The sequence below is a fragment of the Paenibacillus baimaensis genome (genome assembly GCF_025567575.1).
The window spans coordinates 230,238-245,288 of sequence record NZ_JAOQIO010000094.1 but is presented as its reverse complement, the minus strand read 5'-3'; the positions used below and the strand labels follow the sequence as shown (position 1 = coordinate 245,288).

Genomic DNA, 15,051 nt, shown 5'->3' with positions numbered 1-15,051 from the left:
CAAATAATCCATATAATTGTGTAGCTTCTAAAAAACGATAGCCAAACGGGCACTGGCTACTTTGTTAAAGGGAATCGCATGCTTTTTTTTACCCGATTCGATTTCAATCGTTTGCTCGTCAAATGAAAGCAGCTTTCCCTCGAATTCCTTCAATCCATCAAAAGATTCGTAGGTGGTTACAAATACGTGATCTCCTACAGCTTTGTAATAATCCTGCACCTTTTTCAGGGGGCGTTCAGCACCGGGTGAAGAAACTTCCAGAAAGTAGGCTGTAGGAATCGGATCGTTTTCATCTAATTTTTCACTTAAGAATTCACTAATCCGGCCGCAATCGTCAATATCGATGCCGCCTTCTTTGTCAGCATACAACCGCAGAAACCAGTTGCTGCCTTCCTTGACGTATTCTACATCAACCAGTTCGAATCCATTTTCATCCATGAACGCCTGCATTAGTGATTCTACTACGGATTTTATTTGTGCGCTCAATCCGTTTCCTCCTATCGTAAACGAGAGTCAGAACGCTCTCAGGTCTATAACAAAATGTAAAGAGTGGGTTTCCCCACTCTCTAAGATCGGAATCTATAACATTGTTGCCAAAGAAGATTATACCATAAGGCTCATATCTATGCAATGAGGTCTGCAGTCAGCTGCCATTCGCATTGTTTAGAAAAGCGACAATTGGTTCGTTTCCGGCAGTCCGCGGAAGCAGCCCATGGAGTTCAACAGTTCAATAATCGTTTTGGATGCTTTACTGCGATTCTGAAAATCCTCTATCGACAGAAAAGGTCCATCGTTCTTGGAAGCCGCTATGTTTTTGGCCGCATTTTCCCCGATTCCCCCAAGTGCCGAGAAGGGTACGATTAGTGAGTCGCCATCGACCAGAAATTTAGTGGCATCTGATTTGAACAAATCGATTCCTTTAAAGGAAAAGCCTCGTGCCGTCATTTCCAGAGCCATTTCCAGGATGGAAATCATGGCCTTCTCCTTAGGCAAAGCCTGAAAACCTTTATCCTCGATCTCGATCAATCTGCGTAATATAGCATCATAGCCCTGACACAGCAGTTCAACTTCAAAATCCTCAGCCCGGACCGTAAAATAAGTCGCATAATAGGCTATCGGGTAATACAGCTTAAAGAAGGCAGTACGAACAGCAGATATGACATAGGCAGCCGCATGGGCTTTCGGGAACATGTACTCAATTCGCTCACAGGATTCGATATACCAACCAGGTACCTTATGTTTCTTCATATCTTCCTTCCACTCCGCGGTTAGACCCTTACCTTTACGCACACTCTCGGTTATTTTGAACGCCAGTCCGGCATCCATACCAGCCTTGTAAATTAAATAAAGCATGATATCATCCCGACAGCCAATAACGGTTTTAATCGTGCAGGTATCTTTGCGGATCAACTCCTGCGCATTACCGAGCCATACCCCTGTTCCGTGGGATAGTCCTGAAATTTGTAGTAAATCGGCAAACGTGGACGGCTGTGTTTCCTGAAGCATCTGGCGCACGAATTTGGTACCCATTTCCGGCACGCCGTAAGTGGCAACAGGTGTACGTATTTGTTCTGGTGAGACTTCGAGCGATTTGGTTGAATTAAAGATGCTCATAACCTTCGGATCATTCATCGGAATAGTCGTCGGGTCAACACCTGTCAAGTCCTGCAGCATCCGCATCATGGTCGGGTCATCATGACCCAATATATCCAGTTTCAGTAAATTATTTTCAAATGCATGGTAGTCAAAATGGGTCGTTTTCCATTCGGCATTCGTGTCATCAGCTGGAAACTGAACAGGTGTCACATCATTCACATCCATATAATCAGGAACAACAACGATACCACCTGGATGCTGCCCCGTGCTGCGCTTTACACCTGTAAAGCCCGAAGCAAGCCTGTTAATTTCAGCACCACGCCATTTCTTACCTTGCTCCTCTTCAAACTTCTTCACATAACCAAATGCTGTTTTTTCGGCTATCGTACCGATTGTGCCTGCACGAAATACACACTTTTCGCCAAACAATTCTTTCGTATAATTATGGGCTACTGACTGATATTCACCAGAGAAATTCAAATCGATATCGGGAACCTTATCCCCCTTAAAGCCAAGAAACGTTTCAAATGGAATATCCTGACCTTCACCCTTCAATCTCTCACCACAGGTTGGGCAGCTCTTGTCCGGCAAATCAAATCCACTCATCAAGCTTCCATCCAGAATCCATTCACTATGCTTGCAAGAACCACATATATAATGAGGTGGTAACGGATTAACCTCGGATATTCCCAAAAAGGTTGCCACTACTGACGATCCTACTGATCCCCGTGATCCAACCAGATATCCATCCTCATTAGACTTTTTAACGAGACGCTCCGAAATAAGATAGTTGGCAGAAAATCCATATTTAATAATTGGAATGAGTTCTTTTTCAAGCCTTGCCGTAATGACCTCGTGGAGATCGTCTCCATATATGCGTTTGGCCGTATCGTAGCATTTTTGACGAATCTCTTCATCGGCACCTTCGATAATCGGTGTAAATAGTTTGCTTGGGAAAAGCTCTATTTCCTCAAAGCGATCAGCAAGCTCCGCTGTGTTTTTGACTACAACCTCATGTGCGGTCTCTGCCCCCAAATATTGAAATTCAGCAAGCATTTCCTTGGTCGTCCGAAAGTGGACCTCCGGCTTTTTCATGTCTTTCAATGGACTGAATCCGGTAATCCCATTAATTGCAATATCACGACATATTTTTAATCTTGGGTGTAAATAGTGCACATTACCGGTTGCGATAACAAGCTTATCCAGCTTACGTCCGATTTGTAATACCCGCTGATTGGCATCCTCAAGATGTTCCTTGCTGCCTACCAAGCCTTTATCCACCAAATGCATATTAACGCCGATAGGCTGGATTTCAAGCACATCATAAAACTCGGCTACACGCTCGGCCTCTTCCATCGACTTATTCAGCACCGCTTCGAAAAACTCGCCTTTTTCGCAGCCAGAAGCAATGATTAATCCTTCACGCAATTCAACAAGTTTACTTCGTGGAATGCTGGCAACTCTCTGAAAATATTCAGTATGCGAGAGAGAGACCAAAGTAAACAGGTTTTTCTTGCCAACCGCATTTTGCGCATAGATGCAGCAATGAAACGGTCTCTGGTTTTTCAAGCTCTTACCCACATTATCATTAAGCTGCGGCATATTAATTAACCCGCGTTCAACGGCTTCTTTGATCAAATGAAATAAAATATAACCCAGTGCTATCGAGTCATCAATCGCTCGGTGATGGTTGTCCAAACCGACCTTGAACTTATCGGATAATGTGTTCAAGCGATGATTTTTCATCGTCGGGAATAGCAATCTTGCCAGCTCCAACGTATCCAACGAAGGATTCGTTACCGGCGCCAAACCAAGCCTTTTACAATTCGCATGAATAAAGCCCATATCAAACCGTGCGTTATGTGCGACAAGCACGCAATCCCCAATAAAATCGATAAATTTAGGCAGTACCTCTTCTAGCTCAGGGGCATCCACAACCATATCATCTGTAATATTCGTTAATTGCTGTATGTTATAAGGAATTTTTTCATGTGGATTAACGAAGCTGGCAAATCGGTCAACTTCCTTGCCATCCTTCATTTTAACGCCGGCTAATTCTATGATTTTGTTGTTAATAATGGATAAACCAGTTGTTTCTATATCAAAAATAACATATTCGATTTCGCGCAAATCTTCGTTACGTGGATTGACTACAATCGGTACCGCGTCATCCACCACATTGGCTTCCAGTCCAAAAATCACTTTGATCCCATTTTTCTTGGCAGCTTTGTCAGCTTCCGGGAAGCATTGTATGCCGGCATGATCCGTGATGGCAATTGCTTTATGTCCCCATTTGGCGGCAGTTTTTATGTACTGATCGACGGAAGTAATTCCGTCCATTGTACTCATTGTTGTATGGAGATGAAACTCGACCCGCTTCTCTGCAGCATCATCCTTACGATCCGGAGGCGCCATAACCTCATTGATATCATTAGGCATCAAAACCAGCTCAGGGGTTTGCATAAACCGGTCATATTCCACCTTGCCCCGCAGTTTAAGCCAAGTGCCATTTTGAATCAGACTATAAATTTTAACGTCCTCTTTGTTTTTGGCAAATGCTTTAACCATCATGGAATCAGTGAAATCCGTTATATTAAACGTGAACAAGGTCATACCGTTTTTAAGCTCTTTGGAATCCAGCCCGAAGACAGCGCCCTGCAGTGTTACTTTCTTTTCCTCATCCTGCACCATTTGAATAGGAACTGGAGCATCCTTAATGTCATAGCCAACCATCAGCTTGATCTCTGCTGCATTCAGCGAATCCGCTTCCTGTTCAGCTTCGATGGATGTCATCATTTCTTCCGTAACCATTTTGTTTTCTTCTTTAATCTGCTGCTCAAATTTCTTGATTTCTTCTTCAGGCTTCTCATTCTTACTGTAGCGAACCTGGAACTCAGCGCCAAAATACGTATGGTAATAGGTTTGAACCCACTGCCCGATATTTTTTTTCTTGGCCATCTCCAGCCCCATTGAATCGAGCATCACTAACGTTAGCACATTGCCCTGCACTTCTATATGCGCCTTATTCATCCATCCGTTAACGGACGTTTCCTCTCGCTGAACCCATTCAACAAACATGGACCAATATTCGTGGGCTATCGATTCCGCTGTTACTTGATCTGTGTATTTTAGAATAAAACGAATGGCCGCAATGTGTGCAAATTTATCACGAATTAATTTACAAAAGGAAACATAAACTTCCCTGGGAACGATGCTGCTTTTCCCGATATAAAGTGTCCACTCCTTGTTTTTATGACTGGTTTCTACTTTATCGATATACCCATCCACAAAAAAAGATCCGACTACATCCTGAGGTACACGTGCTTGCTCCATCAGCATCTCAAATCGCTGTCTTTTTTCTGCCGTTTCGCTCATGAACATCCTCCTAAAACATACAAAGGGCAAAAGGAAGTTGGTAGCTCTCCGCTTTGCCCTATTGTCACTTTACATTAATAAGCTTTGCCAAAAACGACGGTATGCTGTGCTTTATCTCCACAAACAAAACAAGTTTCCTTGTGCTCTGCAGGTTCGAATGGAATGTTACGGCTCGTTGCACCCGTTTCTTCCTTGACTTGTGCTTCGCATGCTGCAGAACCGCACCAGCCTGCTAATGCAAAGCCGCGCTTTTCTTCCAAAAATGCCTTAAACTCATCCAAGGTGTCAACTGAACTGAAATTGTCATCGCGGAACTGCTTGGCTTTATCATACATCTGCTGATGAATTTCTGCCAGCATGTTTTGCACTTCTTCTACCAAATGTTCCTGCGCAACCATTTTCTTTTCGCCGGATACTCTGGATACGAGAACAACTTGTCCATTTTCCATATCACGAGGCCCGAGCTCAAGCCGAATCGGCACGCCGCGCATTTCGTATTCATTGAATTTCCAGCCAGGGCTTTGGTCAGCACGATCATCCACTTTAACGCGGACTCCGGCTTTCTTCAGCTGCTGGAACAGCTCATTCACACGGGCTACGACGGGTTCTCTAGTTTTTGGAGGTCCAATAGGAATCATAATCAGTTGGGTTGGTGCAACCTTCGGAGGCATTACCAATCCTCTGTCATCTCCATGGACCATAATCAAGGCTCCAATTAGGCGTGTACTTACACCCCAAGAGGTTGTATGGCAAAATTGATGCTGATTCTCACGGTCCAAATATTTGATGTCAAAAGCGACAGCGAATTTAGTACCCAAATAATGTGAAGTTCCTGCCTGAACCGCTTTGCCATCTTTCATCATCGCTTCTATGGAGAAGGTGTCTACAGCACCGGCAAATCGTTCCGAAGGTGTCTTTGCACCGAGGATAACTGGAATCGCTAAGAAATTTTCAGCAAAATCTTTATAAATATCTAGCATCTGCATCGTTTCACGACGTGCATCAGCTTCGTCCTCATGAGCGGTATGGCCTTCCTGCCACAAAAACTCGCTCGTCCGTAAAAACGGCTGGGTTCTCTTCTCCCAACGAACTACGTTAGCCCACTGATTGATCAAGAGCGGCAGGTCGCGGTACGAGTTAATCCATTCGGCATACATATGGCCAACCATCGTTTCTGAAGTTGGACGAATAGCCAGCCGTTCCTCCAGCTTCTCCCCACCTGCCTCAGTTACCCATGGCAGTTCAGGGTTGAAACCCTCGATATGATCTTTTTCCTTCTGGAAAAAGCTTTCAGGGATGAACAATGGGAAATAGGCATTTCTATGACCTGTTTCCTTGAATCGGCCATCTAATTCTTTTTGAATATTTTCCCAGATTTCATAGCTATCAGGTTTAAATACGATACAACCACGAACCGGCGAATAGCTCATCAAATCTGCTTTTTTGATAACATCCAAATACCATCTGGAGAAATCCTCACTTTGAGGAGTGATCTCTTTTACGAATTGCTTTTCTTTTGACATGGGTGATCCTCCTGAAAACTCTTTGCTTTAGCAAAGTTACTTCGTAAGCATTAACTTAAACTTTGCTTCAGCAAAGCTACTTCGTAAGCATTAACTTAAAGCTTGCTTATCCCTTAACCAAACGCAGTATATCATTATAAGTAACAGCTATCATTAACAGCATCAGCATCGCAAATCCAACGAAATGGACGATGCTTTCACGGCTTGGATCCACGGGTTTGCCTCGTACCGCCTCAAAAGCAAGGAATACCAAACGACTGCCGTCCAAAGCAGGAAAAGGAAGCAAGTTGAACAATCCGAGATACAAACTCATTAAAGCAGTCCAGAAAATATATTGAGCCCAGCCTGCGCTAGCCTGCTCACTTGTAAATTCAACGATACGAACGGGTCCCCCCAGGTCATCCATCTTGAACTGCAGCGTTGCCAGTTTCCCGAAGCTGTCCAGTATGGAGACAGTAGCCATGGAGAAGCTGCTCCAGCCGCTTTTAACGCCATCCAGGACAGTAGCTTTACGATTTTCAGGCATCAGGGTCACTCCGACGATACCGCCGTCTTTATCTTGCGGAGTAACCTCCTTGCGTATCTGCTCACCATTGCGCTCAATGATCCAAAGCATCGGTTTATTGGCTGATTGTTTAATTAAATTTTTCAGCTTGTTGGCATCTGCTCCGATAACCTCATCATTGATTTGAAGAACAATGTCATTAGCAATCAGCCCACTTTTATCTGCGGGAGTACCTGGCTCTGTGCTGCGTATTTTGATCTTGTCAGGCACACCTGCCATCAAAACTACAGTCACAAACAAAATAAATGCAAGAATAAAGTTCATCATGGGACCAGCAAAAATCGAAAGTGCGCGCTGTGTCACTGTTTTACTGGCAAATTGTCTGTCGAGTGGAGCAATCTGGGTTTCTTTACCCTTTACGATGAGTAAAGCTTGAGGATGAATGGCAAATTGACGCTGCTCTCCATCCAAATCGAGTCTGACAAAAAGCTTACGCTCCAAATCAATCTCTTCCACAACCCCAATCAAGCTATCCATACGCTTGTCAAAATCACCCGTGTAAATGTGGCTGACCTGATCGTCCTGTAACGCCACCGAGATGCGCTGACCTGGATTGATCTGAACCATTTCCGGGTCTTCTCCAGCCATACGTACAAAGCCACCAATTGGCAGTAAGCGAAGCGTAAATCTGGTTTCATCCTTTTTGAAAGAGAGGATCTTCGGTCCGAAGCCTATAGCAAATTCTCTTACCAGGATGCCTGCTCTTTTGGCAAAATAAAAATGTCCCCATTCATGAATCGTAACCAGGACAAAAAATAAAAGCACAATTTGAAACGCATTTTGCAACGTAGCCAATTCGCAACGTCCTCCCTTAAGCATCGGTTAGTCAAGTTTATGTTCCATGGCTATGCTTATCTTTTGATTAAGATTAACATTTTTTGCGACACAAATACAAGCCGCTCCATGTAATGAACATATTATCCTGCTGGTGGAATGATGCTTACAGAATTGGACAGACATCATTAATCATTCATTTTTCTGCTGCAGCTCTTGCCCAGGTGTCAGCTGCCATAATTTCTTCCAGATTGGGACTCGCCACAACCTCATGCTGATTCAGCACGCTGTCAATTGTCCACTCAATTTGCAAGAAATCAATAGCACCCTTTAAAAACCTGGCTACTGCAACTTCGTTGGCTGCATTGTAGACTGTGGTAGCAGTGCCTCCAGCTCTTCCACTATCAAAAGCCATTTGCAAACATGGAAATCTCACATAATCCATTTCACGGAAGTTCAACTTTCCGATCTGGGCTAAGTTCAAAGGCTTAGAGGGGGTTGATAAACGCTGGGGATACGTAAGCGCATACTGTATAGGAACACGCATGTCGGGATTTCCCAGCTGGGCGATAATGCTATTATCAACAAACTCAACACAGGAATGAATAATGCTTTCCGGATGTATCAGCACTTCAATTTGTGAGTAAGGCAATCCAAATAACCAATGCGCCTCAATAACCTCAAGCCCTTTGTTAACCATAGTAGCCGAATCAATAGTAATTTTGGCTCCCATCGACCAGTTCGGATGCTGAAGAGCTTGTTCGACTGTAACACCTTTCAGTTGTTCGCGAGTCCGGTCTCTGAACGAACCGCCTGATGCTGTTAAAATGATTTTGTTAATGTCCTGTATTGATTCTCCGTTCAAGCATTGAAAGATCGCAGAATGCTCACTGTCTATAGGAAGCAGCTTGACCCCACGCTTCTTCACGAGCTCTGTAACCAAGTGACCAGCACTTACAAGGGTTTCTTTGTTGGCGAGTCCGATGTCCTTGCCTGCTTCTATCGCAGCAAGCGTTGGACGCAATCCTTGGCTGCCTACCAATGCGGTAACTACATAATCCGCATCCGTCCCAGCGGCGATCTCCATTAAACCTTCATCTCCGTAGAAAACAGAGGTTTGTGCTGAAACATGGAGCTTTAGCTCATCCGCCAAGCTTTTGGTGGCTACTGATACCTTTTTGGGCTTGAACTGCTTGATTTGCTCAAGTAATAAAGGCAAATTGTGTCCACCCGCAAGTCCTTCCACCTTGTACAGCTCGGGAGAATGTGCCAGTACATCCAGGGTTTGCGTGCCTATGGACCCTGTAGAACCGAGTATAGCAATATGTTTCATGATTCACCTCAATAACAATTTATACGTGCGGCAGCAGAGCTAAGATCTGGACCATCGGAAATACAATCAACCAGCTGTCTACACGATCCAGAACCCCGCCGTGGCCTGGTAAAATCGTTCCTGTATCCTTAATACCTTTGATACGTTTATATGCAGATTGGATCAGATCTCCCATCTGACCCACAACAGCAATGATCATTCCAATAACAATTGCCTGCTTCCACGATAGTAATTCAGGATGCAATAGAGAGAAGCAAATAGCGACCACTACCGAGATGATAATGCCGCCTATTGAGCCTTCTATAGATTTTTTCGGACTGATCGTTGGCCATAACGGAGTTTTACCAAATTTAGACCCGGTAAAATATGCACCTGAATCCGTAGCCCAAATACAGAAAAATATGAGCAAGGTCCAAAACAACCCATTATGCTCAATCATTCTCGTTTCTATCATATAGTGAAAGCCAATACCGATATAAACGACACCCAAAAATAAGGTAGATATATGATCAATGGTCACTTTGTTTTTGGAAAGTACCGTAATACATAATAAAACAAATAGAAACAGCCAGATCAAATTTGTAGAAGAGCTTAAAGCTGAAATGGTTGTTAAGGTCCAGGGCAAGCATAATAAACCAACCCCCAAATATCCAACAAATGAAGTTAAGGAAAAGGGGTTGAGTTTGTTCATTTTCACATATTCATAAAAACCGACTAATGAGGTAATGACAATTAGACCGGTAAACCAATAACTGCCCAAGTATAAAAGGGTCAAGAACACAATCGCTGCTATGATTCCTGTTACAATTCGCTGCTTCAAGTCTATACCTCCGTCGCCTGCTACAGGCCGCCATATCTGCGGGCCCGCCGCTGATATTCTTGAACAGCCTCAAAAAAATCCTGCTCGGTAAATTCCGGCCAGCACAACTCAGTGAACCACAGCTCAGAGTAAGCCAATTGCCACAACATAAAATTGCTAATGCGCAGCTCACCACTCGTGCGAATTAATAAGTCAGGATCCGGAAGTGGATGGGTTAACATATACCTTGAAAACACAGATTCATCGATTTCATCCGCATGAAGCTTACCGGATTGCACATCCTCGGCAATTTGCTTCACACCAGATAGCATCTCCTTACGACTACCGTAATTTAATGCAAAATTCAAAATGAGTCCATCGTTGTTCTTGGTTTGTTCTATCGCATCTTGAATTGCCTTTAACGTATAATCCGGCAAGCCCTCATGCCAGCCTGTCATGCGAATTTGAACATTATTAGCAATTAATTCTTCGATCTCCTTTGGAAAAAACTCAATTGGAAGCTTCATCAAATAATCCACTTCTTCTTTCGGCCTTTTCCAATTTTCCGTAGAAAACGCATATAAGGTTAATACACTGACGCCAATGGAGTCCGCAGCCATCGTTATCTTTTTCACATTTTTCATACCTGAGTGATGCCCTGCAACACGCGGCAATCCGCGCTTCTGAGCCCACCGGCCATTGCCGTCCATGATAACTGCCACATGGTTTGGTACATTATCGGCATCTAACCGTTCCATTTGCTCGGCGCTCAGTGGCTTGCTTCCAAACCATTTTTTGAAAGGTATCATCTATTGCTTCCTCCAATAAGGAAAGACTAAAAGCCCCCTTACAAGGGGGTCTCTATGATTATACTTCCATAATCTCTTTTTCTTTAGCCACAAGAACCTTATCGACTTCCGAAATGTATTTATCGGTGAATTTTTGGATATCTTCTTGATATTTACGTGATTCATCTTCAGATATACCATTTTTCTCAAGCTTTTTGATTTCATCATTCGCATCGCGGCGAACATTTCTGATCGCAACCTTGGCTTCTTCACCGAATTTACGAGTCATTTTCACCAATTCTGATCTACGTTCTGAAGTCAACGCCGGAATCATAATACGAATCATCGATCCATCGTTCGATGGGGTCAACCCCAAATCCGATTTCATAATTGCTTTTTCAATGGCCGACATCGAACTCTTATCCCAAGGCTGAATCATCAGTGTACGAGAATCAGGTGTACTGATGTTAGCCAATTGGTTAACAGGTGTCATGGCACCGTAATACTCTACCTGAACACGATCCAGTAGCGCCGGTACAGCTCTTCCAGCACGTAAACTGGAAAGCTCTTTCTTTAGAGAACCAATGGCCTTCTCCATGCGATCCTCTGCATTTTTCTTTATCGATTGAGGCATATCGTTAGACACTCCCTTTTACAATCGTTCCAATTTTTTCTCCCAGTACCACACGTTTAATATTACCACTTTCCGTAATCGAAAATACGATTAATGGAAGATTATTATCCATGCAAAGTGATGAAGCTGTTGAATCCATAACGCCTAAATTTTTATTTAAAACTTCCAAATACGTAAGCGTTTCATATTTGATTGCGCTTGGGTCTTTGAAAGGATCTGCCGAATATACACCATCCACTTTATTTTTGGCCATGAGTATCACTTCAGCTTCAATCTCCGCAGCTCTCAGTGCCGCTGTCGTATCCGTTGAGAAGAATGGATTGCCTGTCCCTGCCGCGAAAATGACTACTCTACCTTTTTCCAGATGTCGAATGGCTCTTCGACGTATGTAAGGCTCAGCTACCTGCTGCATGTTAATAGAGGATTGTACACGAGTTGGAACATCAATGGTTTCAAGCGCATCTTGAAGGGCCAATGAATTCATGACTGTTGCCAGCATTCCCATATAGTCGGCTGTAGCTCTGTCGATTCCTTTTTCACTTCCAGCTATGCCTCTCCATATATTGCCGCCGCCCACAACGATTGCGACTTCAACGTTTAATTCAACCACTTGTTTAACCTGCTGAGCTATTGAGGAAATCGTCTCAGAATCAATACCAAATCCTTGCTGTCCTGCCAAAGCTTCTCCGCTCAACTTCAGAATAACCCGTTTGTAAATAGGACGTTCCAAGCTTATCCCCCCTGTTCGAAAAAGCAGCTATTGATGTTTATGTTTAAAAAAGAGGAACACAAAGTGTTCCCGCTATCTGATCATGGACTATGAATTTATTTCTTGACTTGAGCCATAACTTCTTCTGCGAAGTTTTCTGTTTTCTTCTCTAAGCCTTCACCTAGTTCAAAACGTACAAAGCGGCGGATCGTGATGTTTTCACCAATTTTGGATACTTTTTCGTTGATCAATTGGCTGATTTTTTTGTCAGGGTCTTTGATGAACGTTTGTTCCATCAAGCAATATTCTTCGTAGTATTTGCCAATACGACCATCAACCATTTTTTCAACGATGTTAGCCGGTTTGCCTTCGTTCAATGCTTGATTCGTCAGGATTTCGCGTTCTTTGTCAAGAGCTTCCTGCGGCACTTCTTCACGACGAACATACAACGGGTTAGCAGCAGCAATTTGCATAGCTACATCTCTAACAAAGTCTTTGAACTGATCTGTTTTGGCAACAAAATCGGTCTCACAGTTAACTTCAACCAATACGCCGATACGACCACCAGCATGGATATAAGATTCAACAACACCCTCTGTAGCAATACGTCCTGCTTTGTTAGCTGCTGCAGACAATCCTTTTTCACGCAGAAGCTCCGCCGCTTTTGTCAAATCACCGTTTGCTTCTTCCAACGCATTTTTACAATCGAGCATACCTGCTCCTGTACTTGCACGTAATTCCTTTACTGATGCTGCATTAACTGCCATGAACTTGGCCTCCTTCATATATGTTGAACCTTGGTCCTTAAAAAAGGGGCGGTGAAAGGATTTTGCACCTTTTAACCACCCCTTTCTATTCACTATTTAAGCTGTAGTTTGTTCGCCTTGATGTGCTTCAACCACTGCATCGGCAATTTTAGCTGTTAACAGCTTAACCGCACGGATTGCATCGTCATTACCAGGAATGACATAATCGATTTCATCTGGATCGCAGTTTGTATCTACGATACCTACGATTGGAATACCCAGCTTGCGAGCTTCTGCAACCGCGATACGCTCTTTACGAGGATCGATGATGAACAATGCACTTGGAAGGCCCTTCATATTCTTGATACCGCCAAGGAATTTCTCCAAGCGATCTTTTTCTTTACGAAGGATGATAACTTCTTTCTTAGGAAGAACTTCAAAAGTACCGTCTTCTTCCCATCTTTCCAATTGTTTCAAACGATCAATACGCTTTTGAATCGTTTGGAAGTTTGTCAATGTTCCACCCAACCAACGTTGGTTTATGTAGAACATACCGCAGCGAGCTGCTTCTTCCGCAACTGAATCTTGCGCTTGTTTTTTTGTTCCTACGAACAAGATTGTACCGTTTTGGTCGGCTACTGATTTAACGAAGTTATAAGCTTCCTCAACCTTTTTCACCGTTTTTTGTAAATCGATAATGTAAATCCCGTTTCTTTCAGTGAAGATGTAACGATCCATTTTCGGATTCCAACGACGAGTCTGGTGACCGAAGTGTACTCCAGCTTCTAATAGCTGTTTCATGGAGATTACTGCCATCTTCACACACCTCCTCTAAATTGGTTTTGGGTCTCCTCCGCTATAGTCGCATCTTCGACATAAAACTTCCCACCGGGAAGCACCCTTATGCGAATTGACCAGCGTGCGTTTTAACACCGTCAATAACTATACCACAACTGAAATGGGTATGCAACAGTCATTGTTATTATTCCTATGATATAAATATATTTTTCGTGCATACAAAAAACCAAACCTATTAACAGGCTTGGCTTATGGACGAGTTGTTATATTTGAAACCACACGCGCAAGCTCCATTGGACCTTTGAAAACATGAACGCCGGATACAATCTTCTCATTTAATTGTTGCTGGTACATCATATCCTCAAATGCTTTACGGTCTGTAATGACACCGCTGGTCACTAATAAATCGCCCACATTGCCTGCATTCAGACCACTGGACACAAAAATGTAGGTTTCCTTGACGACTTCCTTCACAGGCGCAGGCGGCTGTTCTGCGGGCTGCTTGTCCTTCTCCTCTTTCACCTTCTGCAGCACAAGAGCATCCACCTGTGTCTGGCTCAACATCTTCTGATCGTTGTCAAAAACCTGAAAGTATTTGGATGCTGCTTCCTTCAATTGAACACGATCCATCTCACTTATCGTTGCGCCTTTAATTAAATCCGTTTTGACTGCCGATGGTTTGGCAACGTTCATCAGCTGGAGCAAGGAGGCACCTATAATTAAACCAATGCCTAGACCGTATAAAAGAGATTTGTTAGTGAGCATTGAGTTTTTCCTCCTGCTTCGCCAACTGAAAGATCAAATTGATCTCTCCTTTATTCATATTAAGCTTTTTGGCAATATACTCTACCGATTTCCCCTGTTCAAATAAGGAAAACAGCTCCTCATAGCGAGATTTCAAGTTCATTGCAACAGGCAGGTCTTCAACATCGACAATCTTCTCTTCAACCCTTGTGTTCTGCAGCTCGACCACTGGAACCTTCTCTGGTTGATGCGCAGCCTTTTTCTGAAGCTCCTCATATGCAAAACCAAGCTTGTTGAGCTCTTGGTTAGTGAGTGCCGATTGTTTCTCAACAATTTCGAGACGTGAGGTTAGCTTGGCTGTTTGTACTTCGTAATCTCTTTTCGTTTCGGCTAGCAGCTGTATCAAGGCTTTGTTTTGCTCATCTAGCTCTGCTGTAAAATGCTCCATTGCCTCTTCAATTTCATGAAGGGTCGGATTGGCCTGACCTTTTGTTGCGCTTGTTCTCGGAATGATTTTTGCATAAATAATGAACACGAGTCCAAATAATACAATATAAACCCAGGGTTGATCCACTTGATTCACCTTTTTCCGAAATCTATCATTTCCCCTGATTACAAGTGCGAGTTCCAAAGTCGACATTTCAGCACTGAGAAGGTTGCAAGAAGG

The 15,051-nt window shown here is 43.4% G+C and carries 13 protein-coding genes; all 13 read right to left on the bottom strand.

The annotated features are described in order from the left end of the window. Positions 1–27: 27 nt before the first annotated feature. The gene (rimP, locus tag OB236_RS24805) at positions 28–486 is read right to left on the bottom strand and encodes a ribosome maturation factor RimP (RefSeq protein ID WP_076232849.1); all 459 of its coding nucleotides are present in this window, start codon (positions 484–486) and stop codon (positions 28–30) included. Positions 487–663: 177 nt separating this feature from the next. Beyond that, positions 664–4,971: a PolC-type DNA polymerase III gene (locus OB236_RS24800; protein WP_262686339.1), complete on the bottom strand. Its 4,308-nt coding sequence runs from the start codon at positions 4,969–4,971 to the stop codon at positions 664–666. Positions 4,972–5,045: 74 nt separating this feature from the next. Further along, the gene (proS, locus tag OB236_RS24795; protein ID WP_076232844.1) at positions 5,046–6,494 is read right to left on the bottom strand and encodes a proline--tRNA ligase; all 1,449 of its coding nucleotides are present in this window, start codon (positions 6,492–6,494) and stop codon (positions 5,046–5,048) included. Positions 6,495–6,600: 106 nt separating this feature from the next. Continuing rightward, a complete protein-coding gene (gene rseP, locus OB236_RS24790) occupies positions 6,601–7,854 on the bottom strand; it encodes an RIP metalloprotease RseP (protein WP_240417577.1) in 1,254 nt (417 codons plus the stop codon). Between the two features lie 175 nt (positions 7,855–8,029). After that, the gene (locus OB236_RS24785) at positions 8,030–9,166 is read right to left on the bottom strand and encodes a 1-deoxy-D-xylulose-5-phosphate reductoisomerase (RefSeq protein ID WP_262686338.1); all 1,137 of its coding nucleotides are present in this window, start codon (positions 9,164–9,166) and stop codon (positions 8,030–8,032) included. 19 nt (positions 9,167–9,185) lie between these two features. Then, positions 9,186–9,986: a phosphatidate cytidylyltransferase gene (locus OB236_RS24780; RefSeq protein ID WP_262686337.1), complete on the bottom strand. Its 801-nt coding sequence runs from the start codon at positions 9,984–9,986 to the stop codon at positions 9,186–9,188. 20 nt (positions 9,987–10,006) lie between these two features. Beyond that, positions 10,007–10,774 (bottom strand): isoprenyl transferase, encoded by a 768-nt coding sequence (locus OB236_RS24775; RefSeq protein WP_076232834.1) that lies wholly within the window; start codon positions 10,772–10,774, stop codon positions 10,007–10,009. Between the two features lie 58 nt (positions 10,775–10,832). After that, positions 10,833–11,387, bottom strand: coding sequence for a ribosome recycling factor (frr, locus tag OB236_RS24770; protein ID WP_076232831.1), 555 nt, complete (start codon positions 11,385–11,387; stop codon positions 10,833–10,835). 4 nt (positions 11,388–11,391) lie between these two features. Then, positions 11,392–12,117, bottom strand: coding sequence for a UMP kinase (gene pyrH / locus OB236_RS24765; protein ID WP_076232828.1), 726 nt, complete (start codon positions 12,115–12,117; stop codon positions 11,392–11,394). Positions 12,118–12,212: 95 nt separating this feature from the next. Beyond that, on the bottom strand, positions 12,213–12,863 hold the full coding sequence (gene tsf, locus OB236_RS24760) for a translation elongation factor Ts (protein ID WP_076232825.1): 651 nt from the start codon (positions 12,861–12,863) through the stop codon (positions 12,213–12,215). 96 nt (positions 12,864–12,959) lie between these two features. Continuing rightward, the gene (rpsB, locus tag OB236_RS24755; RefSeq protein WP_076232822.1) at positions 12,960–13,658 is read right to left on the bottom strand and encodes a 30S ribosomal protein S2; all 699 of its coding nucleotides are present in this window, start codon (positions 13,656–13,658) and stop codon (positions 12,960–12,962) included. A gap of 231 nt (positions 13,659–13,889) precedes the next feature. Then, complete coding sequence (locus tag OB236_RS24750) at positions 13,890–14,405, bottom strand: hypothetical protein (protein ID WP_262686336.1); 516 nt, start codon at positions 14,403–14,405, stop codon at positions 13,890–13,892. Next, entirely contained in the window at positions 14,395–14,958 is a 564-nt protein-coding gene (locus tag OB236_RS24745) for a hypothetical protein (protein WP_262686335.1), read from the bottom strand. Before OB236_RS24745 ends, OB236_RS24750 begins: the two co-directional genes overlap by 11 nt. Between the last annotated feature and the right edge of the window lie 93 nt (positions 14,959–15,051).